Annotated in this window: 22 protein-coding genes and 1 pseudogene; 6 read left to right on the plus strand and 17 right to left on the minus strand. The window is 71.2% G+C overall.

The window, feature by feature from the left end; genetic code table 11:
* Positions 1-4: 4 nt before the first annotated feature.
* Both V2S66_RS16055 and tal read right to left on the minus strand, forming a co-directional pair.
* Positions 5-679 (minus strand): HemK2/MTQ2 family protein methyltransferase, encoded by a 675-nt coding sequence (locus V2S66_RS16055; RefSeq protein ID WP_330795945.1) that lies wholly within the window; start codon positions 677-679, stop codon positions 5-7.
* Positions 680-1,371: 692 nt separating this feature from the next.
* A pseudogene (tal, locus tag V2S66_RS16060) lies at positions 1,372-2,487 on the minus strand (transaldolase); the annotation flags it as partial.
* A gap of 262 nt (positions 2,488-2,749) precedes the next feature.
* On the opposite strand from tal, the gene V2S66_RS16065 reads away from it, so the two are divergent.
* Positions 2,750-3,634: a SigB/SigF/SigG family RNA polymerase sigma factor gene (locus V2S66_RS16065; protein ID WP_330795947.1), complete on the plus strand. Its 885-nt coding sequence runs from the start codon at positions 2,750-2,752 to the stop codon at positions 3,632-3,634.
* A 54-nt stretch (positions 3,635-3,688) separates the two neighbouring features.
* Positions 3,689-4,726 carry a YihY/virulence factor BrkB family protein gene (locus V2S66_RS16070; RefSeq protein WP_330795950.1) on the plus strand — a complete coding sequence of 346 codons (1,038 nt, stop codon included), beginning with the start codon at positions 3,689-3,691 and terminating at the stop codon, positions 4,724-4,726.
* A 122-nt stretch (positions 4,727-4,848) separates the two neighbouring features.
* Here the strand turns inward: V2S66_RS16070 and V2S66_RS16075 are convergent, their stop codons facing one another.
* From V2S66_RS16075 to V2S66_RS16090, 4 genes are all read right to left on the minus strand, one after another.
* The gene (locus V2S66_RS16075) at positions 4,849-5,298 is read right to left on the minus strand and encodes an SRPBCC family protein (RefSeq protein ID WP_330795952.1); all 450 of its coding nucleotides are present in this window, start codon (positions 5,296-5,298) and stop codon (positions 4,849-4,851) included.
* A 120-nt stretch (positions 5,299-5,418) separates the two neighbouring features.
* Positions 5,419-6,567, minus strand: coding sequence for a glutathione-independent formaldehyde dehydrogenase (locus V2S66_RS16080; protein WP_330795955.1), 1,149 nt, complete (start codon positions 6,565-6,567; stop codon positions 5,419-5,421).
* 27 nt (positions 6,568-6,594) lie between these two features.
* The gene (locus tag V2S66_RS16085) at positions 6,595-7,209 is read right to left on the minus strand and encodes a flavodoxin family protein (RefSeq protein ID WP_330795957.1); all 615 of its coding nucleotides are present in this window, start codon (positions 7,207-7,209) and stop codon (positions 6,595-6,597) included.
* A gap of 176 nt (positions 7,210-7,385) precedes the next feature.
* Positions 7,386-9,314, minus strand: a complete 1,929-nt coding sequence (locus tag V2S66_RS16090; RefSeq protein ID WP_330795959.1) for a SpoIIE family protein phosphatase — start codon at positions 9,312-9,314, stop codon at positions 7,386-7,388.
* Positions 9,315-9,712: 398 nt separating this feature from the next.
* Here V2S66_RS16090 and V2S66_RS16095 point away from each other — a divergent pair, with 398 nt between their 5' ends.
* A complete protein-coding gene (locus V2S66_RS16095; RefSeq protein WP_330795962.1) occupies positions 9,713-9,970 on the plus strand; it encodes a DUF6479 family protein in 258 nt (85 codons plus the stop codon).
* 71 nt (positions 9,971-10,041) lie between these two features.
* On the opposite strand, the gene tkt is transcribed toward V2S66_RS16095, so the two are convergent.
* Both tkt and V2S66_RS16105 read right to left on the minus strand, forming a co-directional pair.
* Entirely contained in the window at positions 10,042-12,258 is a 2,217-nt protein-coding gene (gene tkt, locus V2S66_RS16100) for a transketolase (protein WP_330795964.1), read from the minus strand.
* Between the two features lie 233 nt (positions 12,259-12,491).
* Complete coding sequence (locus V2S66_RS16105; RefSeq protein ID WP_330795967.1) at positions 12,492-13,109, minus strand: GAF domain-containing protein; 618 nt, start codon at positions 13,107-13,109, stop codon at positions 12,492-12,494.
* Between the two features lie 290 nt (positions 13,110-13,399).
* On the opposite strand from V2S66_RS16105, the gene V2S66_RS16110 reads away from it, so the two are divergent.
* Positions 13,400-14,242, plus strand: a complete 843-nt coding sequence (locus V2S66_RS16110; RefSeq protein WP_330795969.1) for an MFS transporter — start codon at positions 13,400-13,402, stop codon at positions 14,240-14,242.
* Positions 14,243-14,394: 152 nt separating this feature from the next.
* On the opposite strand, the gene V2S66_RS16115 is transcribed toward V2S66_RS16110, so the two are convergent.
* From V2S66_RS16115 to V2S66_RS16155, 9 genes are all read right to left on the minus strand, one after another.
* Positions 14,395-15,231: a thiopeptide-type bacteriocin biosynthesis protein gene (locus V2S66_RS16115; protein WP_330795971.1), complete on the minus strand. Its 837-nt coding sequence runs from the start codon at positions 15,229-15,231 to the stop codon at positions 14,395-14,397.
* 26 nt (positions 15,232-15,257) lie between these two features.
* The gene (locus V2S66_RS16120; RefSeq protein WP_330795973.1) at positions 15,258-16,409 is read right to left on the minus strand and encodes a lanthionine synthetase C family protein; all 1,152 of its coding nucleotides are present in this window, start codon (positions 16,407-16,409) and stop codon (positions 15,258-15,260) included.
* The gene (locus V2S66_RS16125; protein WP_330795975.1) at positions 16,406-19,393 is read right to left on the minus strand and encodes a lantibiotic dehydratase; all 2,988 of its coding nucleotides are present in this window, start codon (positions 19,391-19,393) and stop codon (positions 16,406-16,408) included. Before V2S66_RS16125 ends, V2S66_RS16120 begins: the two co-directional genes overlap by 4 nt.
* A 63-nt stretch (positions 19,394-19,456) precedes the next feature.
* The gene (locus tag V2S66_RS16130; RefSeq protein WP_330795977.1) at positions 19,457-19,645 is read right to left on the minus strand and encodes an FxLD family lanthipeptide; all 189 of its coding nucleotides are present in this window, start codon (positions 19,643-19,645) and stop codon (positions 19,457-19,459) included.
* 64 nt (positions 19,646-19,709) lie between these two features.
* Positions 19,710-20,954 (minus strand): methyltransferase, FxLD system, encoded by a 1,245-nt coding sequence (fxlM, locus tag V2S66_RS16135; protein WP_330795980.1) that lies wholly within the window; start codon positions 20,952-20,954, stop codon positions 19,710-19,712.
* Between the two features lie 138 nt (positions 20,955-21,092).
* Positions 21,093-21,710, minus strand: a complete 618-nt coding sequence (locus V2S66_RS16140; RefSeq protein WP_330795982.1) for a JmjC domain-containing protein — start codon at positions 21,708-21,710, stop codon at positions 21,093-21,095.
* A gap of 8 nt (positions 21,711-21,718) precedes the next feature.
* Complete coding sequence (locus V2S66_RS16145; protein WP_330795984.1) at positions 21,719-22,072, minus strand: hypothetical protein; 354 nt, start codon at positions 22,070-22,072, stop codon at positions 21,719-21,721.
* Positions 22,073-22,272: 200 nt separating this feature from the next.
* A complete protein-coding gene (locus V2S66_RS16150) occupies positions 22,273-22,731 on the minus strand; it encodes a DUF6415 family natural product biosynthesis protein (protein WP_330795986.1) in 459 nt (152 codons plus the stop codon).
* A gap of 20 nt (positions 22,732-22,751) precedes the next feature.
* Positions 22,752-23,240, minus strand: a complete 489-nt coding sequence (locus tag V2S66_RS16155; RefSeq protein ID WP_330795988.1) for an ATP-binding protein — start codon at positions 23,238-23,240, stop codon at positions 22,752-22,754.
* A gap of 440 nt (positions 23,241-23,680) precedes the next feature.
* On the opposite strand from V2S66_RS16155, the gene V2S66_RS16160 reads away from it, so the two are divergent.
* Both V2S66_RS16160 and V2S66_RS16165 read left to right on the plus strand, forming a co-directional pair.
* Positions 23,681-25,114: a helix-turn-helix domain-containing protein gene (locus V2S66_RS16160; protein ID WP_330795990.1), complete on the plus strand. Its 1,434-nt coding sequence runs from the start codon at positions 23,681-23,683 to the stop codon at positions 25,112-25,114.
* An 11-nt stretch (positions 25,115-25,125) separates the two neighbouring features.
* On the plus strand, positions 25,126-25,617 hold the full coding sequence (locus V2S66_RS16165) for a hypothetical protein (RefSeq protein WP_330795992.1): 492 nt from the start codon (positions 25,126-25,128) through the stop codon (positions 25,615-25,617).
* The last annotated feature ends 24 nt before the right edge of the window (positions 25,618-25,641 follow it).

Consider the following 25,641-nt stretch of genomic DNA (forward strand, 5'->3'; position numbering starts at 1 on the left):
GCGTTCAGCATTGTCGGGCACGGATGACCACCAGCTCCTCTTTGTCCTGCCCGTCCTCGATCAGCCCTTGCCCGCGCAGCCACGGCAGGCGGGAGGTCAGCACCGGGCCGAGGGGGACGAGCTCGCGGTCGGTGACCTCGGCGTCCAGGCCGTGCCGGGCGAGGGCGTCGAGCGTGGCGTCCGTGCCGCACATCTGCGAGTGGACCATCAGGAGCGTGCCGCCCGGCCGCAGCACGGCCGCCGCGGTCGCGCAGACCCGGTCCACGGCGGCGCGGCCGTCCCAGCCGGCGTCCCAGGCGCGGGCGCTGCCCCGCCGGGGCGGCCGGAGGGCCGGCGCCGGCACGTACGGCGGGTTGCTGATCACCACGTCGTAGCCGTCCCCGCCCGGCCACGACAGGTCGCGCCGCCTGACGGTGACGCGGCTGCGGTGCAGCGTGGCGTTGATCCGGGCGCACAGCACGGCCCGGTGCGAGATGTCCACGGCCGTGACCCGGGCGCCCAGGCCGGCGGCGTGCACGGCCAGGGCTCCGCTGCCGGTCCCGAGTTCCAGTACGTGGGTTCCCGTGCGGATGCCGTGGTGGTTCAGCGCCCGCATGAGCAGATGCGTGTCGTGCTGAGGGGCGTAGACGCCGGGTACGGTCAGCATCCGCCGCGGCCCGTGCAGGGGTGGTACGGCCATGGCCGCCTCCCGTCGTGGTGGCGATGCCGGCTGCCCGCCGCTCGTCCAGGATGGGCCGCTCCCGCGCGGGCGGCCACTTCGACGGCCACCCTCCGTGTCCGGCCTTCTGCCTCCTGTGAAGAGGCGGAGGTGCGAGCCGGTCACGCGGGTGTCCGGCCGGAGAACAGCGCCCGTCCTGCCGCGGCGATGCGCAGCCGTTCCAGTTCGGCGCTCTGCTGCTCGGCGCGTTCCAGGAGGACGTCCAGGTGCTCGGCGAACAGCCGCTCGTCGGTGTCGGCCAGGGCGCGCAGGGTGCGCCAGCAGGCCGCCTTGCCCTGGACTCCCAGCAGCATGGATTCCACTTCCAGCAGGTCGCTGAGCGGGGAGCGGGAGAAGAGGTGGCCGTTGGGCTTGAGGCGGCCGGCCTTCTCGGCCAGCCAGCCCATGGCCACCTTGGGGCGGTCGGTGGGCACGCCGAGGTCGGCCATGATCTGGATCAGCGAGTCGCGGTCCTGCTCGACCTGCCGGGCCAGCCCGGCCAGCGGGCCGCCGCTCTCCGCGTCCTGCTGGGTCTGTGCGGCGCGGCGGAAGAGCTCCAGGCCGGCGGTCGCGCCGGACAGGTGGTCGTTGAGGTAGATCGCCAGCAGGCCGGCGCTGCCGGCGGGCTGCTCCGGCCCGTCGCCCGGCTTCGGGCCGGGACCGGTGGCGGAGCCCCGCATCTCCCGGTCCACCGATGCGCCGAGTTCGGCCCAGCTGGCTTCGAACTTCTCCAGGCCCTCGCGTTCGAGGGTGTCGGTGACGTCCGCGAAGTCGATGCCGGCCCGCTCCAGCGCCGCGAAGTGGGCGGCGGCAGCGGCATAGTCGTCCACGGCCGGGGAGTGGGCCGGGATGGTGCCGTGGTCGGCGAACGCCGTCAGGGTGGCGCCGGGCATGGTGTTCACGGTGCCGGCGATGACGAGTTCACGGACGTACATGGTGTCGGGGTAGGCGGGGTCCTTGACCCCGGTGGAGGCCCACAGGGGCCGCTGCGGGCGGGCGCCGGCCGCGGCCAGGGCCTGCCAGCGCGGCCCGGCGGCCATCTCCTCGTACGCCTGGTGGGCCAGCCGCGCGTTCGCGATTGCCGCCTTGCCCTTCAGTTCCTGCGCCTCGGGGGTGTCCAGGGCGTCCAGCCGGGCGTCGACCTCGGTGTCGACCCGGGAGACGAAGAACGAGGCGACGGAGTGGATGCCGGCCAGGTCGTGGCCGGCGGTCCGCGCCTGCTCCAGGCCCGCCAGGTAGGCGTCCATCACCGCCCGGTAGCGGTCCAGGGAGAAGATCAGGGTGACGTTGACGCTGATGCCTCGGGCGATGGTGTCGGTGATCGCCGCCAGCCCCTCGCGGGTGGCGGGAATCTTGACCAGCAGGTTCGGTTCGCCGACCGTCGTCCACAGCTTCACCGCCTGCTCGGCGGTCGCCTCCGCGTCCCGGGCCAGCCGGGGATCGACCTCGATCGACACCCGCCCGTCGACGCCGTCGGTCAGGCGGTGCACCGGGGCGAGCACCTTGCAGCCGTCGCGCACGTCGTCGGTGGTCAGCGCGAAGACCGCGTCATCGACGCCGGCGCCCTCCTGCCCCAGCCGGCGTAGCTGCTCGTTGTAGCGGTCGCCCTTGGACAGGGCCGAGGCGAAGATCGTCGGGTTGGTCGTCACCCCGACGACGTGCCGTTCCGCGATCAGCTTCTTCAGCTCACCGCCGGCCAGCAGCTCGCGGGACAGATCGTCCAGCCAGACGGAGACACCGGCCGCGGACAGCTCGGCCAGCGGATCGGCGGGCGCGGATGGGACAGTCATGCGAGACCTCCACGGAGAACGCTGCGAGCAGGGGATTCGGTGTACACGCCCATTCCGGGCCACCGTCTGGACGGGCCCGCGCGTACGGGTCGCCGTTCCGAGTACCCCTGCCTGCCCGGTCAAACGTCCCGGAGAGTGGCGGCCCCCGCCGGGCGAGCGGGCGGGATCGGGGCGTGTACGAACGGCGGGAACGGGCACTCGGCGCACGGCCGTCGGCTGGCGGCCGTCGTCCTCCGCTCGACAAGGCGCAGGTGATCATGTGATGTCGTCCGATCCGACCTTTCCCCTTCCTGCGGTGCGGCCGGACAGCCGCTCCGATGCCGTCCAGGCCGCCGCCACCGCGGAACTCCCGTGGATCCGTGTCCCCCGCACGATGGCGCCGAAGGACGCCCGGGCCCTGGGCGCGCTGTTCTTCGACCGGCTGCGGACGCTTGAGGAAGGGACGCCGGAGCACGCCTATGCGCGCGGCACGCTGATCGAGATGAACATGTCGCTGGTGGTGTTCTGCTCGCGGCGGTTCCGCAGCCGCGACGCCGACGAGATGCAGGACATCGTCCAGGCCGGGACGATCGGGATGATCAAGGCGATCGACCGGTTCGACCTGTCCAGGGAGGTGGAGTTCACCACCTTCGCGATCCCCTACATCGTCGGCCAGATGCGGCGGCACTTCCGGGACACCTCCTGGGCCGTGCACGTACCGCGCCGCCTCCAGGAGTTGCGGGTGGCCATAGCCAAGGCCCGCGACCACCTGGCCGCCGTGCTCGGCGCGCCGCCCGGCGTCGCGGAACTGGCCGCCTACTTGGAACTGCCCGAGGAGGAGGTCATCGAGGGCCTGATCGCCACCAACGGCTACACCGCCGGCTCCCTCGACGTGCCCGTCGGGGACCCGGACATCTTCGACGGCGCCGGGACCTACGCCGATTCCGTCGGCGCCGACGACCCCGGCATGGAGCTGTTCGACAACCTCCACACCCTCGCCCCGCTGCTGCGCACCCTCGAGCCCCGGGAGCGCCGCATCCTCGAACTGCGCTTCGGACAGGACAAGACCCAGGCCCAGATAGGCGAGGAGCTGGGCCTGTCACAGATGCACATCTCCCGCCTCCTCAGCGGCATCCTCCGCCGGCTCAAGACGGATCTGCTCAGCTGAACTCCGGCTCGGCCGCCGAGGCATGGAGCCGGGCCGGGCGGTCAGCCGGGAGGCATGAGACTCAGACGCGGAACCCCAGGCGCGGACGACGGTGACGGGGCCGGCCGGGAGGAGAGCCCCGGGCCGGACGAGCGGGTGGAGCGGCGCGCGCCGAACCAGCCGACCGAGTTGCCGAGGCGTTCCTGGGCGGGAGTGCTGAAAGGGACGCTGAAGGAGTTCAAGCGGGACGAGCTCAGCGATCGTGCGGCGGCGCTGACGTACTACAGCGTGCTCTCGCTCTTCCCGGCGCTGCTGGTGCTCGTGTCGGTGCTCGGGATCGCCGGGCAGTCGGCGACCGACAAGGTGCTTCACAACGTCAGCAAACTCGCCCCCGGCTCGGCCCGGGACATCATCACCGACGCGGTACGGCAGTTGCAGGGCAGCGGCGGTCTCGGGTCGGTGCTGGCCGTGGTGGGTGTGCTGCTGGCGGTGTGGTCGGCGTCGGGGTACGTCGCGGCGTTCATCCGTGCCTCCAACGTCGTCTATGACGTTCCCGAGGGCCGGCCGGTGTGGAAGGTGCTGCCGGTACGGCTGGGCGTGACCGTGGTCCTGATGGTCATCGCGGTGGCCAGCGCGCTGATCGTCGTGTTCACCGGTGGCCTGGCCCGCCAGGCCGGTTCCTGGTTCGGCGTCGGGGACACGGCGCTGACAGCGTGGTCGATCGTGAAGTGGCCGGTGCTCGTCGTCCTGGTCACGGTCATGATCGCGATGCTGTACTGGGCCTCGCCCAACGCGAAGGGCCGCGGCTTCCGGTGGGTGACTCCGGGGAGTTTCCTGGCACTGGTGCTGTGGATGGCCGCCTCGGCGGGGTTCGCGTTCTACGTCGCCAACTTCTCCTCGTACAACAAGACCTACGGGACGCTGGCCGGCGTGATCGTCTTCCTGGTCTGGCTGTGGATCACCAACCTGGTCATTCTGCTCGGCCTTGAGTTCGACGCCGAGATGGCCCGCCAGCGCGCGATCGCCGGCGGCTATCCGCCGGACAAGGAGCCCTACGTCGAGCCCCGTGACACCCGCGCGTGGTCCGACGAGGACCGCCGCCGTATGCGCTGACCGGCGCCCCGGCATCCTCCGGGACGCCGCCGGGCGACGCCCGGTCGGCCAGCCGTGGGACGGCGGCGCCAGGCAGTCCTGGCGCCGCCGTCCCCAGTCGGCCGGGGTGCTCCGAGGCGGTCTCAGACCTGGCCGCGCCAGGCACCGCTCTCGGCGCCGCGGGACTCGATGAACGACTTGAAACGCTTGAGGTCGCCCTTGGCCTGGTGCCGTACGAAGCCGAGCTTGTCGCCGACGGTGTCGGCGATGCCCTGAGGGTCGTGGTCGAGCTGGAGCATGATCTTGGTGCGGCTGTCGTCCAGCCGGTGGAAGGTGACGACGCCGGCCTGACGCGCCTCGCCCGCGACCGTGGTCCAGGCGACCCGCTCGTCCGGGATCTGCTCGGTGACCTCGGCGTCGAACTCTCGTGTGGTCCCGCCGACCTTGGTCACCCAGTGGGTGAGCGTGGGGCTGCGCTGCTCGATCCGCTCCACGCCGTCCATGAAGTTCGGGAACTCCTCGAACTGGGTCCACTGGTTGTACGCGGTGGTCACCGGGACCTCGACCTCGACGGATTCCTCGACTACGGACATGGTGTCCCACTCCTCTCGCTCGCTCTTCTGTCGTCGCTCTTCTCGTGCTGCGAGTGCCCGTCGAGCAGGCGTGAAACGTGCTCGCCCGCTCCCGTGGGACGGATCGCCCGCTCTCTCTGCTCAGGCGGCCCGGCCCGGATGGAGCAGGACCTTGGTCCAGCCGTCGTCGCGCTTGTCGAAGTGCCGGTAGGCGTCGGGTGCCTCGTCGAGTCCGAGTTCGTGGGAGACCAGGAAGGACGGCTTGGCCCGCCCGGCGGTGATCAGGTCACGCAGGCCGCGGTTGTAACGCAGCACCGGGCACTGGCCGGTGCCCATGTGCTGGCCCTTGGTGAAGAACGTGCCATAGTCGAAGCCGACCCGGCCGTGCTTGGCGCCTTCGTCGGCCGCCTGCGGGTCCTCGGGGACGTAGACGCCGACCACGCCGATGCCGCCGGTGGTCCGGACCGCCTTGACCAGGTTGTCCAGCACGAGTTCGGGGTGCTCCTGGCCGGACGGGTCGTGCGCCTGGTACCCGACGGCCTCGACACCGCAGTCCACACCGCGCCCGTGGGTGGCGTCCAGGATCTGCTCCACCGGGTCGGCCGCGGAGAAGTCCACCGGGGTGGCGCCGACGGACTCGGCCAGTGCCAGCCGGTCGGGTGCCTTGTCCACCACGAACACCTGCGAGGCGCCGCGGATCATCGCGCTGTGTGCGGCGAGCAGGCCGACCGGTCCCGCGCCGAAGACGGCGACGGTGTCGCCAGCCCGCATCCCGGCCAGTTCGGTGCCGTGCCAGCCGGTGGGGAAGATGTCGGAGAGCATGGTGAAGTCGTTCTCGTGCTCCTCGCCCGCGGGCAGGTGCAGCAGGTTGAAGTCGGCGTACGGGACGCGCAGCAGTTCGGCCTGGCCGCCGTCGTAGGGGCCCATGTTGGCGTAGCCGTACGCGGCACCGTCCACGCCCTCGGTGGGGTTGACCCGCGTGCAGAACGCGGTCCAGCCGCCCATGCAGTTGCGGCAGCTGCCGCAGGCGATGTTGAACGGCACCGACACCCGGTCGCCGGCCTTGATCCGGGTCACCCCGGGGCCGACCTCCTCGACGATGCCCATGTTCTCGTGTCCGAGGATCTTGCCCTGCTCGACGGCGGTGCGGCCCTCGTACATGTGCAGGTCGGAACCGCAGATGTTGGTGGTGGTGATCCGGATCAGCGCGTCGCCCGGCTGCTCGATCCGGGCGTCCGGCACGTTCTCCACCGAGACGTCGTGGGGTCCGTTGTAGACCAGCGCTTTCATGGGTGGCTCCTTCGGGGATCGGGGTGGTCAGCTCGCCGGGTAGGGTGCCGTGCGCAGTTGGCGGGCCAGGTGAGCGGTGTTGGCGGCCAGCGCCTTCGTCGCGGACGCCACGGAGCCGGGCGTCTTGTCCAGGTCCTGGTAGTCGGTGCCCTGCATGGCCTCGCCGACCCAGTAGGTGACGGCGTTCGGTGCGAGGGAGAAGCCGACGTCGTTGAGCCCCTGGAAGAGGTCGGCGCTCACCTTGTGGGCGCCGTCCTCGTTGCCGACCACGCAGACCGCCGCGGCCTTCCCGTAGGTCAGCAGCCGGCCCTCGTCGTCGCTCTCGGACAGCTCGCCGTCCAGCCGTTCCATGACGCGCTGCGCCACGCTGGAGGGATGCCCCAGCCAGATCGGCGTGGACAGCACCAGGATGTCGGCGGCCAGGATCTTGTTCCGAATGGCCGGCCAGGCGTCGCCCTCGCCCATGTCCACGGCGACGCCGGGACGGACATCGTGGTCGGCGATCCGGATCGCTTCACCGGTCACGCCGTGTCCGGCCAGCGCTGTGAGCGTCTGCTCGGCGAGCAGCTGGGAGCTGGACCGGGCGGGGGACGGGTTGAGCGTGCAAACTAGGGCAATTACCCGTAGAGGCGTCGATTCCATGCCTGGCGAGTACCCGGTCAGCGCTATTGACACATAAGGATCGAATCAATGCCTGCGTGGCGGGCGCTACTCACCCGTGCTCGAACCGGCGGCGCGGGGAAAATCAGCCGGTGTCGTGCGACGTCAGCTCTCGTGGCCCGGTAGGCGCACCGCTCCGTCTCCCTGGACCGGGGTCGTCATCGGGCTCGGTCGGCCGTGGGTGGAGGATCGGTGCGATAGGGCAGGGCGGCCAGGTCCAGGACGGCGGCGGCCACGGATCCGCGCGGGGCGTGCAGGGTGAGTGGTTGGCCGTGCTGGTCGAAGACGGTTGTGGCGCGGTGCAGGGCCTGGACGGCGGCGCTGGCCAGGTGGGTGACCTCAGCCAGGTCGAGGGTCAGCGGGAGGGTGCCGCCGCGGGAGGTAGTCATCAAGGTGTCGGTCAGGTGCTGCGCGGTCGTGGTGTCGGCGGTGCCGCGTGCGTGCACCAGTCCCGGTGTGTCGGGGTCGGCGTCAATGCTCAGGGTGTGGTGCCGGGGATCAGCGGGGGTGGTGCCTTGAGTGAGGGCGGCCGGGCGGTGCAGGGTGCGCGTGATCGTCACGGTGCTGCCCGGCCCCGATTCGGTGCCCTTGTCGATGGTGAAGGTGTCGGTGAACATCTCCACCATGGACAGGCCGCGCCCGCGGTAGGGGTCGGGCTGGTCGGTGTCCGACCATCGGCCGTGGTCGGTGACGTCGATGTGTGCGGTGCCGTCGGCGGTGAGCCGGGCGCGGACCGTGACCTCGCGTGGCGTGCCGGACGGCCGCCGGCCGGTGTAGGCGTGGTCGACGGTGTTGGTGACCAGTTCGACCACCGCGTGCTGGAGCGCGGACTCGTCGTCGCTGCCGCAGCCGACCCCGACCAGCCACTGGCCCAGCTCGAACTGGACCGCCCGCACGCTGTCCACCTCGGCGGGCAGTGTCAGCTCCAAGGCTTCGGGACCGGGCCGGCGGTGGGCGGCCAGCAGGGTGACGTCGTCGCTGTGCCCGTTGTCGCGCAGCAGCACCTCCAGGGTCTGCACCACGGTCCGTTCGGCGGTCGCGTGCGGGCTGTTGTGCGGCATGAGCTGGTCGACGGCTGCGGCGCCCGCGGTGCGCCGCAGTTCCTGACGGCCCTGTTCGGGGGTGAGGCCGGGGCGTTCGACGATGCCGTCGGAATAGAGCAGCACCGTCCCGCCCTGGGGCAGCCGGGCTTCGGTGTCGGTGTAGACGGCGCCGGTGGCCAGCGGGCCCTGCCCGGTCGCGGGCAGGAAGCCGGTGCTGCCGTCGGGCGCGATGAGCAGTGGGGGCGGGTGGCCGGCGCTGGCGTACCGCAGGTGCCCGTCGGCGGGATCGGCGAGGGTGATGCAGCAGGTGGCGGCCTGGGCGCCGGGTACGTGCCGGGCATGGGCGTCGGCGGCCTGCAGGGCCTGGGCCGGGGTGCAGCCGGCCCGGAGGCGTTCCTGGACCACCGACCGGAGCTGGCCCATGACGGCCGAAGCCTGGACGCCGTGGCCGACGACGTCCCCCACTACCAGGGCGACGCGTCCGTCGGGCAGCACTACGGTGTCGTACCAGTCACCGCCGGCCGCGGTGTCGGCCTCCGCCAGCACGTAGCGCGCCGCGAGGTCGAGTTCCGGCAGCAGCGGCAAGGTGGCCGGCAGCAGCGCCTCCTGCAGGGCGGCCAGGGTGGAACGGGCCTGCTCATAGCGGGCCTCGGCTGCCACCGCCCGGGCTTCCGCCGCCTGTTGCGCCACGATCTGCTCGCTGACATCCACGAGATGGACGATCACCCCGGCAACCGCCCCGTCAGGCTCGAACCACGGCTGGAGGGTGAAGTCGAAGAAGAACTCCTGCAACCCCGCGTCCGAGGTGATCTGCATCCGCCACGCCTTCTTCGTCTCGGCGACACCGGTGGCGTAGACCCGGTCGAACAGCGGGACGATCCCCTGCAGCACCGCTTCGGGGTATAGGGCCGCCGCCGTGGAGCCGACCATCTCCTGTCGCCCGATCATGGCTCTATAGGCGGCGTTGACCGCCACGATCAGGTGCTCGGGTCCCGCCATGCCCGCGAGGGCGGCCGGCGCCTGCTCGAACACCTCCCGCGCCACGACGAGGTCTCCTGTGAGACGGTCCCGGTCTTCCGGTACTGACGCCACCATCGAGCAACAGCTCCTTCGTATGGGTAGGACCCGCCAGGCGTCCCGTGACCACTCGTCCGGTTCACGCAGGCTATGCACCGCCTCTCAACGGCCTACCCCACGGCACCGCCCTCACCAGCACCTCTCCCACCGCCACGGGCGGCCTCTGCCCGGGAGCTCATTACCGGAGAAGCGGATTTCGAGGTGTAGAGCCAACTGTCCGGGGGACCCGTGCAGGAGTCGTCGGGATCACGGCGACGATCTCCCCGGCAGGGCATCCGCGTGACGGAGCCGCTGTGCCGACCACCGACGTCAAGTCCTACCAGCTCGAACGTGACGTCCGTCAACGGAAAGGCGCGTTGATCCATATGACGACCTCCCACCTAGCGGCCGGCTCCGGGTCCTCGACCCTGCTCCTCCTCCTTGCCGCGGTGATCGTGGCAGCGGTCCTGCTCGGCGGCTTCTGGTACGGCAGCCGCCGGACGCGGTCCCGCCGCTCGCCAGGACCGCCCCCTGCCGTCAATCCCGCCGAGTCCGGCGGAGCACAGCGCGGCAGAACGTGGCAGACCATCGATGACGACCCCGACCAGGGAGCCCCCACCAAGAACCGCCACAGAAAGGCCTAGCGCTCCGAACGCGGCCACCCCCGGGACCAGCCCTCGGCGAGCCGGCCTCCGGCGGGGGCACAGCCGGACGGTCAGGGGCGGTCGCCGGTGCCGCCCGCGGTGGGGGCTGCGGTCTGCTGGTGGCCACCGGGCCGTGGCGCCTGCTGGGTGTCGTGGATGCTGTCGCGGGCGGCGGCGGCCACCGCCTCCGGGGTGATGCCGAACTCGGTGTAGAGGCGCTGGTAGTCGGCGGAGGCGCCGTAGTGCTCCAGGCTGACGATGCGCCCGGCGTCGCCGACCACGTCGCGCCAGCCCTGTCCGATGGCGGCCTCCACACTGACCCGGGCCCGTACGTCCGGCGGCAGGACGTGGTCCTGGTACTCCGCCGGCTGGGCGGCGAACCATTCCCGGCAGGGCATCGACACGACCCGCACCGCCAGGCGGTCGGCGGCCAGCAGGGTACGGGCGTCCAGGGCGATCTGTACCTCGGAGCCGGTGGCGACCAGGATCACCTCGGGCGCCGCGCCGCCGGCCGGGTCCGCGAGGACGTATGCGCCGCGGGCCGCTCCTTCGGCGGGGGCGTGTTCGCCGTTGTCGCGGTTAAGGACCGGCAGGTTCTGCCGGGACAGGACCAGCCCGGCGGGACGGTCGCCGTGCTCCAGGATGGCCTGCCAGCAGGCGGTGGTCTCGTTGGCGTCGGCGGGACGCACCACGTCGAGGCCTGGGATGGCGCGCAGCGCGGCCAGGTGCTCCACGGGCTGGTGGGTGGGGCCGTCCTCGCCGAGCCCGATGGAGTCGTGGGTCCAGACGTAGGTGGCCGGCAGTTGCATCAGGGCGGCGAGCCGTACCGCGGGGCGCATGTAGTCGGAGAAGGTCAGGAAGGTGCCGGCGTAGGGCCGGGTCAGGCTCTGCAGGGCGATGCCGCCCAGGATCGCGCCCATGGCGTGCTCGCGGATGCCGAAGTGCAGCGTGCGCCCGTAGGGGCCGCCCTTCCAGTCCTTGGTCTGCCGGTCGGACGGCACGAACGAGGGCTCGTCGTCCATGGTGGTGTTGTTGCTGGAGGCGAGGTCGGCCGAGCCGCCCCACAGCTCCGGCAGGACCGGCGCCAGCGCGCTCAGGATCTTGCCGGAGGCCGCCCGGGTGGCCATGCCCTTGGTGTCGGCGGGGAAGGCCGGCAGCGCGTCGGTCCAGCCGTCGGGCAGTCGCTGCTCCTGGAGGCGGTCCAGCAGCGCGGCGCGCTCGGGGTTCGCGGTCCGCCAGGCCGCGAACCTCTCGTCCCACTCGGCGTGCGCCTGCCGCCCGCGGTCGGCGGCCTGCCGGGTGCGGGCCAGTACCTCGTCCTCGACGGTGAAGTGCTGCTCGGGGTCGAAGCCGAGCAGCGCCTTGGTGGCGGCGACCTCGTCCTCGCCCAGCGCGGAACCGTGCGCCTTGCCGGTGTTCTGCTTGTTCGGCGCCGGCCAGCCGATCAGGGTGCGGAGCATGATCAGCGAGGGGCGGCCGGTCTCCTCCCTGGCCGACCGGGTGGCCGCCAGCAGGGCGTCGACGTCCTCGACGTAGCTGCCCGTCGAGGTCCAGTCCACGGTCTGCACGTGCCAGCCGTACGCGGCGTAGCGGGCCGGGACGTCCTCGCTGAAGGAGACGTCGGTGTCGTCCTCGATCGAGATGTGGTTGGAGTCGTAGAACACGATGAGGTCGCCGAGCTCCTGGTGGCCGGCCAGGGACGCTGCCTCGCCGGTGACGCCTTCCATCATGTCCCCGTCGGAGGCGATCACGTAGACGTGGTGGTCGAACGGGCTGGTCCCGGCCTCGGCGTCCGGGTCGAGCAGGCCGCGCTCGCGCCGTGCCGCCATCGCCATGCCGACCGCGCTGGCCAGGCCCTGGCCCAGCGGTCCGGTGGTGATCTCCACACCGCGGGTGTGCCGGTGCTCGGGGTGCCCGGGTGTGGCCGAGTCCCAGGTGCGGTACGCCTCGATGTCGGACAGCTCCAGGCCGAAGCCGGCCAGGTAGAGCTGGATGTACAGGGTCAGGCTCGAATGCCCGCAGGACAGCACGAACCGGTCCCGGCCCAGCCACCGGTCGTCGGCCGGGTCGTGCCGCATGACGTTCTGGAACAGCAGGTACGCCAGCGGCGCCAGGCTCATCGCCGTGCCCGGGTGACCGTTGCCGACCTTCTGGACGGCGTCGGCCGCGAGCAGCCGCACGGTGTCGACCGCCCGGACATCGACCTCGTCCCATCCTGCCTGCTCCGCGACCGGATCCGGCACCGACCGGTCGTGCCGTGCGGTGCTGCCGGACTTCTCATTCGCCATGCTGTTGCTCCTTGGTCAAGCCGATGCGCGGAGGGATGCTCGGATCGGCTGTCTGCAGCTTTTTCGGTCGCGGAGTGCGTCAAGGTGAGCCGCCCTCGACCTGAAGCCGCTCGTCCGGCGGGCGGACAGATCCGGCGTATCAGTGGCGGCACCGCTACTGCGCGCATCTCCGTTTTCGTCGGTGCCACTCATTGCCTGGTCAGAGCCTCAATGCGATCTCGAACGCACCTGGCTCAGGGCGAGAGGATGTCGGCGGTGATCTCCGCGAGTGTCTGGCCGGTGGCGAAGGCGCGGGCCCGCATGAGGGCCAGGGCGTTGTCCGGGGTGGTCATCTGGCGGGCCGCCACGACGCCGACGGCCCGGTGGGTGGTGGACCAGTGGGCGCCGATGACGTCGGCGGGCTCCCAGGGCGGATGCTCGTCCTCCTCCAGGAGCAGGCGCTGAGCGGGTACGAGGGCCGCGGACGTGGCCTCGACGGCGCCGACGGCCTCCTCGATCGCTTCGGCGGGCATGCCCGCCGGGTCGCGGCAGGCGAGGTCCATCGCGCCGAGGACGTAGTCCCCCAGCCACATCGGGAAGGCGTGGACGGCCCCGATCTCCGGCTGCTTCTCGCGCAGCGCGGTCACGAACAGGGGCCAGCGTTCGGTCTCTGCGGCCAGTTCGGTCAGGTGCACGGTCTCGCCGGTGGCCGCCGCGGTGATGCACGGTCCTTCCGCGACGGTGAACTGCACCTCTTCCAGCGCGATCGCCATGTCGTTGGACGCGCACAGCAGTTGGCGCGCGGGGGTGTCGGTGAGCAGCGAGAGGGTCACCGCGTCGACCGGCAGCCCGTCGGCCAGCACGGCGCACAACCGGCGGGGTATCTCCCGGGGCGGGCACCTCGTTGTGGCCCGCTGTACCTGCCGTGCGAGCCGTGAGCGGTGGTTCATGAAGGTGTCACCCGTCGTCGGTCGTTCCCCGGTGTGCCGACACTGATGTGCCGGCCAGCGAGTACCCGGCTTCACCCGGAACACTCCGGCCGGAACTGGCTGTCGGAGGACATCCGGCCGGTTTGAGGAACGGGGGACGGGCAACCGCCCGTTGCCGCTTCGATAGCAGGCGGGCACTGCCCGCCGGTGCGCTGGCGATCACCGAGGCGGCGATGCTGATGAACCAGCGGCTGCTGCACCCGGCGATGAGCCTGGACACCACCTTGCTGGAACTGGCCTGGACGGTCGCGCCGGCGGGTGCGGCCGGCCTGGTCGCGCTCGCCGACGCGCGGCCGGCACTCGCCGTCATTGCCCTGCTGGCGGCGACCGCGGGACTCACCGCGCTGCGGCTTCCGACCGCCCCGCCCGCCACCGGTGACGAGCGGCCGTCCAGCACGGCGCTCGGCCGCATGCTGTGGCGCGCGGCACTGCCCTCACTCGGCCTCGGCCTGGTCGGAGGCTTCGCCGGCGGCGTGCTCGACACGGCGGTGCCGCCCACACTGGACTCCATCGGCTCGGCGGCGTCCCTGGCCGGTGTGCTGTTCACCGGGTACTCCATCGCGAGCCTGCTGGGCGGTCTGGCGTACGGCATGCGCCGGTGGCCGGGCCGTATCCACCGCCAGGCGATCACCCTGCTCCTGGTGCTGCTCGCCGTCCTGCTGCCCGCCGCGCTGATTCCCAGCCTCCCCGTGGTGGCCGTCTGCGTCGTCGCGGCCGGGATGTTCGCCGCACCCCAGCTCACCGCCCGCTCCCTGTCCCTCCAGCAGGACCTGCCCAAGTCGGCCTGGAGCGCGGGCTTCTCCTCCCTGTACGCGGCTAACGGAGTCGGCTACGGCCTGGCCGGATTCGCTGTCGGAGTCCTGCTCCCGATGGGCGCGCACCTTGCCTTCGCCGTTCCCCTGCTGCTCTGCGCCACCGGGGGCTGCGTCGCCCTGTTCCAGTCCCCGCCCCCGCCGGCGAGCAAGGAGGACGCGGTGCCCGCGGGATCCGCGGCCGGAGGCAACCTGAGGGAATGAGCGGAAGCTGTTCACCAACAGGTGGCGAGGGGACGGGGCGCAACGCGGTTTCTACGGCGGGCGTGCGGGCGTATCCGGAGTAGCGGATCGGGTCGATCAGGTCGTTTCGGAGTCGTGCGGCCCCGGCCCGGTTGAGGGCGACGATGCGGTGGTCACCGCTCCGAAGCTAGAGGTTTTTTGGGCGTGGCCTCAGCTGGCGACGGGGTGTTGTCGCTTGATCCCATGATCGCCTCTCGTGCGGTGGTGAGCAGGGCGCTTTGGTCGTGCAGGGGGAGGCCGGCTCGGTTGGCGTGGAAGATCACGTGGTGGGCGATGACGGCGCGCAGACCGCGCGACAGGCCGCCGTCGGATGCGAGGTAGGCCAGGGTCGTTCCAGCTCGTTCGAAGGCAGCCACCCACTCGCCGTGCCGGTGGAGCGGACCGCCCGCTCGGCACAGGCTGAAGGCGTCGACGGTCATCAGGGCGCGCATCGCCGGCATGAGGGCGGCAGCCTGCTCCGGTGTGAAGTGGGTGGTCGGCCGGAGTGCGGCGGCCTTGGCCCATACGTCGCCCTGCTCGAACCAGTCCAGGTTGGCGGCGCGCATCATGGCGCTGATCAGGAGGACGGTGGTCTCGCGGCGGCCGAGGTGTCCGGGGCCGGGTTGGTAGGTGAGCAGGTGGCGGCTGTCCTCGTGGAAGAGGTCGTGGGCGGCGTCCATGGCGAGGGCTCCGCCAAAGGCGGTGGCCTCCGGCTCGTAGATGCCGGACTGCCAGTAAGCCACCGTGCCGTCGGCAACGAGGTCGCTCAGGACCGACTCGACCAGCGGTGACGGCTGCGCGGCGCGGTAACGCAGCGGCCAGGGCTGCTTGTTCATGAACCACCAGCCGTCGAGCTGCTTGGCTTCCTCGGCCGCGAGCAGGGCCGGGCCGAGGCGTTCGGTGATGGCGCGCTTGCCGCTCTCGCGGTCGATGAAGACGACGTTGTGCTGGTGCCAGTGGTCCGGGTCCATGGGCGGGCGTCCTTCGATCAGCGGAGTCAGGCGAGAAGCAGACAGGAGTCCCAGTGCCCCTGGGGTATGGCGGCGCCGTTGGATTCGGCGTCCTGGAAGGCGAGGGCCGCGCCGGTCTTTCCTTCGAGGAACCCGTCCTCTTCGGGCGTGCCGGCGGTGAGGAATCTGCCGGTGAGCAGGCCGATTCGGGTGGTGAAGGCGTCTGGTGTGTCGGCGTCTTCGGCGACGCGCAGCACGGTGCGAAGGATGCCGCCGAAGCCGTGGCACAGGCCCCGGTTGCCGATCCGGTTGAGCTGGTGGGGGTCGGTCATGCAGTGCAGCAGGGCGCGTTCGGCCATCCGTTTGCGGTCGTGGTCGCCGGTGACGATGGCGGCGAGTTGTTGGGCGCGGGCCAGGCCCGGTGTGCCGTAGCACCAGGATGGTGCGGCGGGCAGGGCCGGGGCGGGGCCGTTCTGGTTGATCCAGCGGGGCCAGCGGACTCCCTGGTGGTCGTGCTGGCGTATCTCGTCGAGCCAGCGGCAGATGCGCAGCAGGGCGGCCTCGTGGCCGTTCACGATGGTTCCGGCGCGCATCGCCAGGGCCAGGAGTGCGAGCGGGCCGGTGATGCCGTGGGCCATGCCGGCGTTGGCGTGGCCGCCGGGCATAGCGGCCTTGTTGTTGGCCGGGGCGTGGCCGACCCACCACCCCGGCAGGGGAGCGCCGTTGACGGAGATCGGCTCGGTCAGGCGGACGAGATACTCCAGGACGGCCTTGGTCTCCGGTCCGCGCGGCTGTCGGCGCAGCAGCAGGGCGCCGATTCCGGTGAGGCCGCGGAACAGGTCGTACTCGGCGAACTCGGTGAGACGGCCGGCGTCGATACGGTCGTGCGCGGCAGCCAGGCGCCGCCGGGCATGGGCGGCCACGATGCCGTCGAGCGTGTCGAGGGCTCCGGCGTACCGGCCGGTGCCGTCGGCGGCCAGGTGCAGGACGAAGGCCATCGCGGGGGCGCCGAGGTAGAGGCTGGCGTCCGGGCCGTCGATCACGGGTCCGGTGTCGGACAGGCGCTGGTGCACCGCCTCCCAGGTGTCGGTGCTGCGACGGGCCCGCTCGATGGACAACAGGGCGGCTCCGAGGGGGCCGTGGGCGAGGGACTGCCGGGACGACAAGGTGGTGTCGATCACTGGTAGGGCTGCGGTCACCGCGGGGCTCCTTCGGGGCGGGCGGTCCAGGAGAGGGCTGCCGCGCGGGCGGTGCGGCGGCAGCGGGCTTCGGCTGCGGGGTCGATGCCCGCGACGCGGTTGTGGTGCATGTGCAGGAGGGACGGCAGTACGTCGGTCGGATCAGCTCCGGATCTCTCCAGCGCCCCGCGGTACTGGAGCAGGGCATGACGCCGTACTTCCCACACCTTCATCACGGCGAGTCCGGCGAGATCGGCGCGGGCTTCGGGGCGGGTGAGCCGGATGGCGAGGGCCTGAACGTGCCGGGGCAGCGCGTCGCCGTCGGTGCGCAGCAGGGTGCGGGCCAGCCAGTCCAGTCCGGACCGGCGGGAACCCAGCAGGGCGATGGCGATGTCCACGAACGAGGCCGCGGCCACTGCTGGCTGGTAGTCGGCGGGGGCAATGAGCATCTGCGCGAGCGCTGCGGCGGAGTCGGCGGCGAAGTACGCCTCCGCGGCCTCCAGCACCAGGCCGGTGCCATACCGGCCCGTCTCCGGGTGGTCGGTGTCCCACGCCACGCGCTGGACCACGCCCTGCTCCCGGAGCCCTGAGGCCCAGTCCGCCACCTTCCGTACCGCCGCGCCGAACGAATCGCCGGCCGGGAGACGCAGTCGCAGCCGTACATGCGGTTCGGGATCGGCGTATCGCACGAACCAGGCGGCGGGGTCGGCGCCCCAGTCCGCGAGCAGACGCGGGAGGTGCCCGGTCAGCAGTTCCGGCGCGCGGGCCGCGGTGCCGTACAGCTTCACCAGCGCCTGATCCGAACCGCCCGGGACACGCGCGTCGCCGTGCTGCGCCACGACAGCACGGCGCCGGGCGGGCGCGGGTTGGGGTTGCTGGTCGGCGGCGAAGGGCAGCACCACTTCGTGGGCGTGGCCGATCCAGCCGAACGCGGCGTCGTCTGGTGCTTCGTGGAGCACGACGGTGCGCCGGCGGTTCACCTCTTGCCGCAGCAGGTCCCGGTGGGCGGCCAGGTCGAGATCGAGCCGGAGCAGCTGGTCGTCGGAACCGGCATAGACCGTCCGGGGAACGCCGTAGGTGATGCGCCAGTTGGTGAACCGAATCGCCCAGTTGCCGTCGTCGCCCAGGTCCCTTGAGCGAAGCCGCCAGCAGGCGGCGGACAGGATGGTGCGGCCGTGGCGGACCTCGGGCAGGAAGGGAAGGCGGGCGGCGGCGCTCCAGGCGAAGGGGACGAGGATGGCGGTATGGGAGCGGTGGACCTCGCACAGGAAACGCACCAGCGGGTGGGTGGCGTGGCTGAGTTCGACCGCGTTCATCACCGACGGTTCGATGACGCGGCCCGTGGACAGCGACACGAGGGAGAGGCGGCGGGCGTCGGCCACTACGCCCAGGTCGGTCAGCTCAATGGTGGCGGCCGGGTTGTGCTCGCCGACGGCGATCACCTCGGGCGCGGCCACGGGGGCCCGCCCGACGTTGTACGTCTGCTGCTTCATCGGGGGCGCCGAGACCTGCGCGCGCACCGCGCCGGCGGTCAGCGTCGGCAGTCCCCTGTACACACCCGTGCGTCGGGCCAGCTCGTCAGGCGTCAGCGTCCACAAGAACCGGCCGGTGGTCGTACCGGCGGCCAGCGACAATCCCGCGGTGGACAGGGCAAACGTTCCCTCGTCCAGGTCGTGTTGGGATCGAGCGAGCACGGTGAAGCACAGCTCGACGTGGGCCGGGACGTAGGCCGGTTCTCCGGCGGACAGGGCCTGGATGTCCTCGTCGGTGAGGGTGATCTCACGCCGGTCGGTGAGCGCGGCGTCTTGCGCGAGCGAGAGGAGGTACTCGTCCCGCGGTGTCGTGCCGAGAACGGGGCGAGGCAGCACACTTCCCCGGTAGCCGACGGGAAGACCGAGGCCGGTGTCGGGGTCGGTGAGGTCCAGCAGCGGCACGGCGGTGCCCATGCTGTAGCGCTCCAGGAACCGGGTGCGGTAGTCGTTCCAGGCCGGTGAGCCGTTCGGATACGGGGTGATGCGGGCCATGACCCTCAGCGCCTGCTCGGCCTCGCGCGCGACCGGTTCGGGTAGCACGATCTCGACGTCGGGCCGGGTGTTGACCACCAGAGGCCGCTTCGTGGTCGGCACCAGTCCGGATATCGCAGCGGTTGCTTGCGCGCGAAGGCCGGCCTGATCGTCAGGGCGGGCAGCGTCGTGGCGATGCAGCATGCCGTGGATCCGACTGAGCCGCCCGGGTAATTCGCTCTCCACGCGTTCGAGTTGGGTAACCAGGTGGCCGAGCGTGTCCCCGGTCGTCATCGGCGGCCGAAGGCCGGTCAGTAGGACGTGGTGGGCCACCAGTTCAGCAGCCATCGCCTCGATGGCGGACACGGGCGTGTCGGGGTAGTCCGCATGGACCTTGTCCACGAGGTCATGCACGGGGATCGGAGTACGGGTCAGCGCGAGGGTCTTCTCGACGGCCCGCGTGCGCCGCAGGCTGGTGCTCGTCGGGCCGTCACTGCCGGGTTGGCAGGACACGACGATGCGCTCGCCCCGCGCGACCCAGGTCGGATCCGCGACGACGGTCAGATCCCGGAGTACGGCGTGGTCGCCCTCCAGCGCCCTGATGATCTCGTGCAGCCACCCGGCGTCCGCCTCGGCGAACACCCGGTGTTCCGTGCCCCATCGGACGTACGCCTTCGGCCCGAGGCTCATCGTGGTGGGTCCCGCGAACAGGCCGAACGGGGTGGCGCGGTACTGCATGCGCAGCAGATACCGGGCCAGGGAACGCGCGGTGCTCGCGATGCGCGGCGGTTGCGCGGTGCCGCCGAGCGCCTTGCCGACGGCCTGGGCGAGCGAGGGCGCGGCGTGGGTGATGGCCTCGGCCCGGAAGCCGTCCGCCCAGACCTGCCCCATCCACTCGCGCAGTTGCTCGGTGTCGGCGAAGTCCCTGGGCCAGGAGGGCACCGTGGCCGCCATCGGTATGACCGACGCCCGGATCATGCCGGCGTCAAGCACGTGATACATCGTGCCTCCTTCCTTCTACGGGCCCCGGGGCCGGGCGGAAACCCCCGCCCGGCCCCGGGATCGTCAGCCGCCGATGCAGGTGCTGTTGGCGCAGGCGGACTGGCAGGTGGAGGTGCAGTTGTCACTCGTGTCGTTCAGCAGCGAGCCCAGCACGGGGGCCGCGCCGATGGTCTGGATGTCGAGGTCGAAGTCGCTGTCCGTGCGGTAGTCCGTCGCCGCCTTGAGGACGGTGCCGGTGTTCTGCTGTGCCATCTCGTTCCTCCTGAAGGGTGGGTGGTGATGTGCTGTGCCGCCTGGCCGCGGGCCCGGTACGCGGCTACGGCCAGGTGATCGTGACCCGGGTGTGCCGCCGTTCGATCCGGCGGCCTACGGGAAGCTGTTCGTCCGGCGTGGCCGCCGGGTGAACCTCGATGCGGGCGCGGTCGCCGCGGTGCTCGCGGTCCCAGGTCCGGATCTCGGAGGCCAGCCGCTCGGCGAGTTGCTGCGCGTGCGGGCCGTGTCCGATCGCGCCGAGCTCGTAGCGGTCTTCGGCCTCGGTGGCCCGCACCGTGCGATAGGCGAAGCTGCCGTCGTCCACGAGGGTCGGGACACCGAGGGGGGAGGCGGACGTGACCAGTCCGCGCTTGCGCGCGCCGGGCTTCGCCGCCATCAACGGCAGGTTGTCCAGCGCCGTTGTCAGCCAGAGGTCCAGGTGCTCGTTGGACTCCGTGCCGCCCAGCGTGACTCCCGACCACGCCGTTGCCCTCGGCGTGAACAAGGCCGCGGCGAGCGCCTTGGTGTCCGGCTCGGGGTGCCCGTCGAGGCGCAGGGCGATCTGTTCGCCCTCCTCGTCGTGCAGGACCGCGAGCTGGACACGGTTCTGGCCGGCGCCTTGCATCGGGACGAAGCCGCACAGCTCGAAGCCGTCGCTGACCAGCCGGTGGCCGTCGCGGACGAACGCGACGGTGCGTGTCATGCCGCGCATCCGCAGCGGAACGACCAATCGGCCTCCGTCCTTGAGCTGCCGGACCCAGGCGGGAGGGATGTCGGCGGCCTGCACCGTGACGACGATCCGGTCGAACGGTCCGTCGCCGGCGGCACCATCCTCGGCGTCGGCGGTGAGGACCCGGACGTTTCGATAGCCGGTCGCCGCGAGGAAGGCCGTCGCGCGATCCGTCACCTCAGAGTCGATGTCCATGGTGACGACCCGGCCGGCGTCGCCGACCATCTCGGCGAGGTAGGCGGCGTTGGGACCCCCGGAGCCGATCTCCAGTACCGTCATCCCCGGCTCGATCCCGGCCTGCTCGATCTGCATGGCCTGGACGCGCGGCGCCGACACCGAGCTGATGTCCACGCCGGTCGCATCCGTCTTGGTCACGGCCGCGAACTCCGCGTTGTACGTCTTGGCCACTTCCACGTCGGGGGTGGCCAGGTGCCGCGGCACGGCGCGGAAGGCGGCGATGACCCGGGGATCCCGGACGGCATCGGACTCGATCAGGCGCCGTACCATCGCGTCACGCAACTGACGCCCACCGTCATCCAGTTGGTCCATGTCGTTCGTCGTACTGGGGATGTCAGGCACCAGTGCTCTCCTTCTTGGTGTGTGCGCTGTGCGTCAAATGGACGCTGCCGGATGGCAGGGGGTGCCAGAGCCGTCCGGTCCGTGTCGGGTGGGGGACCGCCCGCCGGTCCGGACTCGGATCGGGCCGGCGGGCGGTCGTCATGAGGCCGTGGCGGTGAGGGGTTCGTCGGTCACGGCGAGGACGAGGTGCACGGAGTAGTCCGGGGTCGTGACCTGATGGGTGACGCCCTGGGGCAGCAGGAGTACGTCGCCGGCGCGGGTCAGCAGTTCGCGCGGCTGCCCGTGCGGTTGCGGCCACAGCCGCCAGGTCTTCGCCCCGCGGATCTGCACGATGACGCCGTCCCACTGGTCGTCGTGGGCGCCGAGGTTGAGGTCTCCGGCGCGGGACTCGTACAGGGTGGCGATGACCCGCCGGCGCAGCAATCCGGCCAGGCGGAGGGCAAGCAGGCTGTACCAGCCGTCGGACTGGGCGTGGATGCTTTCGAAGACCCGGGTGCGCGGGCGCTGGGCGTAGGCGGCGGCGACAGCCTCCTCGGCCACCTCGCGGTGGAAGCCGGTTGCGTCGACCAGCGCCACCGTCTGGCCGGGGACCTTGTCTTCGGTAGGGATCGCCAACGAGGCGATCCACTCCTCGTTGAAGGCCTGCGGCAGGTGGGCGAGTTCCATCTCCGGCCCGGGCCGGCGGCGCGGCACGACCGCGGTGCTCAGGCGGGTGTAGAGGGTGAAGGCCGTTTCGCGCTGCGATGGGGGATGCATGACAGGCTTCACAGCATGTAGAGGTGGGTGGTACGGCCGTCGATGACCTCGTCCTTGCACCACTCGGCCCTCGGGGAGCCCGCGTGGAGCGCGAGCGCCTGGTCCGCCGGGTCGATCACCTGGGCGGCGTGCAGCACGTCGTCGAGGTTGACGTCGCTGAGCTTGCGCGGGTGCAGCTCCACCACGCCCCGGTCCGTGTCGATCTCCTGGACCAGGACCTCGTCGTCGGCCACCGGCAGGTCGGCGGGTGCCAGGAGGAGCCGGAAGGCGGCGCCGGCGGGGTGGCCGTCCAGGATGGCCTTGAGGCGGCCGAGCAGGTCGGCTTCCTGGGCCACCAACGTGTCCTCGGCAAGGATCGTCACGGGGTCTGTCTCCTTCGGTGTGTTGTGAAGTCGGCCTGCTACGGCCGGGAGGGACGTACTTGCTGTTCAGCCGCACCTTGGGCCACCGCGTCAGCGCGGAGAGACCGGGCGGAGGTGTCTGCTGGCCGGCCTTGGCGGGGCCTGCCAGGGGGATGGTGGCGGCCGGGGCGCGCGCCGGCAGCGGGCCCGGCCGGTGGTGGTCACGCCGCCCCCTTGACGGAGTCGTGCGTGACGAGCTGGTCCAGCAGGTCACCCAGGATCCAGGCCATGCGCCGCAGGTGCGCAACGGCACGGCGGTGGTCGTCGGGCATCTCCTCCGCCCGCAGCACCCGCGCCCGCTGGATAAGGGTGTCGGCGTAGGCCGACGTCTGCCACACCCGGGCGGACACCGCGATGTCCACCAGCCGCATCAGGTGGCCGCGCAACCGCTGGACGATCTCCTCGACGTCCTCCTCGCACGGAGCCACGTCGTCCAGGGCTGTCGCGACGTCGTCCAGCAGGGCTTCGCTGTCCGCGCCGGTCCACGCCCAGCGGCGCAGCAGGCCGAGCACATCGGTCAAACCGGCCGCGTCCAGCGGCGGCAGCCACCGGGAAACAGCTGGCTCCTCGGACTCGGGACCGGTCGGCCACCAGGTCCTCGTACCGGCTCCTGGCGTCACGGGGCGACGGGTGCGAACGGTCACCGGCTCGCCCCCGCAACGCTCAGCGTGCACCAAGTCGCCCGCCCGTCGGGACTCACACCCCAGTCATCAGCGAACGCCGCCACGAGGTAGAGCCCGCGACCGGTCTCGTCACCCGCGCCGGCCACGCTCAACCGCGGACGGTGTGCCGAGCCGTCGTCCACCGCGATCAACAACCCCCGCAAGGTGATGACCAGACGGAACTCGACCTCACCGCCCTTGCCGTACCGCAGGGCATTGGTGACCAGCTCACTGATCAGAAGCTGCGCGTCATCCACCAGCGCAGCCAGCCCCCACAAACGCAGCTTCGCCGCGCCAATGTGACGAAGCCGCCCCACCCACTGACCATCGAGACCACCTTCGACGGCACTGCCCGTGCCCGCGCCGATGGAGATCCGCACCGCGAGCTCGTCGCAGATGGAGTCAGTCAACGCCGGTACAGGAGCAACGAGGGTGGCGCCCACACCAGCATGTGCCGTCCTGGTCACGAGACCCATTCCTCTCGTCGAGGGAGGAGCAGGTGCGACCTCATCGCCGACGCTCTACGAAGGGCGGCTACGCCCGTGCCAACCGGACGCGCGCAGATGGCAGCCGAGCTGCCTTGCTGAGGTCGCGGGGCGTCGAAGGTCGCCGTTGACGGCGACTCGATGGTGTGGTCGTTCAGCGTGTCTCGTCGGTCCGCCTGCGTGAGGCTCACTGGCCGTTCACCTCATCGGCACAGACCTGACGATGCGGCCCGCGGGTCGAGGTTCCCACGCGACGGGGCAGGTTCAGCATGAGAATTCCCCAGTCCGTTTCGGTGATCGGTTCCTGTGAGTAGCGTGTCGCTCACGCCGTTTCGTCACCATGACCGCCGGGGATTACCGAGGCGGTAACACCGCTGTTCCGCCCTGGGAGCTGGGGCGCCGCACACCTCCGGAGCTGGCTCGTGAACGCCACACCGATTCCCACGGACATCCTGACCAGGAACGATCTCCGCCAGGCGCTGAGCGAACACGACTTCGCCGAGGCGTTCAAGCTCCTCAAGAAGCACGGTGGGCTCTCCCAGAACCGCATCGCATTGGCGTGCGGATTAACACCCGGCAAGGTGTCGACCATCATGAACGGGCAGGCCTGCGTGGCCTCGTACGACGTGCTGTGCCGCATCGCCGACGGCCTGCACATCCCCGGCCGGCTCATCGGTCTCGCCGCCCGCCCCTGGGAAACGGAGGAGGCCGATCCGGCCCGCTCTGAGACTCCCGAGGTGACAGCTCGCATGGACGGCCCCTGGCAGAACGGCGACACAGTCGAACTGGCGGATCAACTCACGCGGGTCGATCTGACAATGAACCGACGCGGACTGGCCCGAGCCGTCGCCGCCACAGTGATGACGGGGCCCCTCCTGCTGGACTCGCTGGAAGGGTGGATGCTGCCTGGTGAGACAGGATCGCGCCGAACCCGCCCGGGTCGGCTGGGAATCCGCGACGTTGAGCAGCTTGAGGAGACGGCGAAAGCGTTCCGTACCTGGAACCACAAGTACGGCGGCGGATTGCGGCGCCGGGCCGTCCTCGGCCAGCTCCAGGAAGTGACCGCGCTGCTCCAGGAACACCAAGCCCCGCTCGTTGAGCAGCGGTTGCACGCGGTGATGGCCCAACTGGCCGGCACCGCGGCAGGTATGGCGTGGGATGCGGGGCTCCAACGGCGGGCGCAGGACTATTACCGGCTCAGCCTTCGGGCCGCGCACGCTGCTGGGGACCGTCTCTGGGGCGCCAACACCCTGGCGGGCATGGCCCGCCAGATGCTCTACGCGAACCGCCCGACGGACGCCCTGGAACTCGTTCGTTTCGCACAGGACGGGGTCCGCAGCGAAGCCGGTCCACGCCTGCGCGCGATGCTCTCTACGCGAGAGGCGTGGGCATTGGCCGCCCTGGGGAGGACAGCGGCATTCAACCGGGCTACTGAACAGGCCCGCCACGTGCTGGCCGATGCCGAGCTCGATGAGCCCTACTGGATCAGCTACTTCGATGAAGCGGAACTGGCGGGGGTCACCGGCGGCCGCTATCTGGAATTGGCCCGGCAAGATCCGCGACTCCATGCAGAACACGCCGAGGAGCAGATCCGCACCGCGCTCGCTCGCCGAGGACCGGAGGCGGGGAGATCACACGCGTTGGACCGCCTCGGCCTGGCCGAGGTCTACTTCCTGTCCGGGAATCTCGCGGCGGCCGTCGCCGAAACCCACGCAGCCTGTGACGTCGCCGAGCGGGTCCACTCCGGTCGCGTCCGGGAGGGCATGGCCGAGCTGTACGCCTACACGGTGGGCCACGGAACGTCGGCACCCGTCCGAGAAGCGCGCGCTAGGCTCCGCGAGCAACTCGCCGACTGACAGGGGACACCGTGACCATCCTTGCCGTGACCGGCCATATGGACCTCACCGACGCTTCTGTGCCCCTTGTCAGAGCTGCACTCGGCCAACTCGTGGACGAGTTGGCCGACGGCGAACTCGTCGGCGTCTCCTGTATCGCCGCCGGGTCGGACTCCTTGTTCGCCGAGGCTGTCCTGGACGCCGGCGGGCGCCTCGTCGCCGTGATCCCCTCACGCGACTACCGAGAGACCAAGGTCAAAGAACCGCACGCCGCACGATTCGACCGGCTTTTGGCAGAAGCCGCCGAGGTGGTGGTGATGGACCATGACACAGCCGGCCGGGAAGCCTACGAAGCCGCCAACAACGAACTGCTGCGTCGGGCCGACCGGCTCGTCGCCGTCTGGGACGGCATGCCTCCCGGCACCAAAGGAGGCGGCACAGCCGATGTGGTCGAGGACGCTCGCGCCCTCGGCCTCCCCATCGAGGTCGTCTGGCCGGCCGGCGCCGAGCGGCGCAACGGGTGATCTCGTCGCAGACTCTCGGGACCA

Origin of the sequence: Actinacidiphila polyblastidii (assembly GCF_036353415.1) — a bacterium.
Lineage (GTDB): Bacteria > Actinomycetota > Actinomycetes > Streptomycetales > Streptomycetaceae > Actinacidiphila > Actinacidiphila polyblastidii.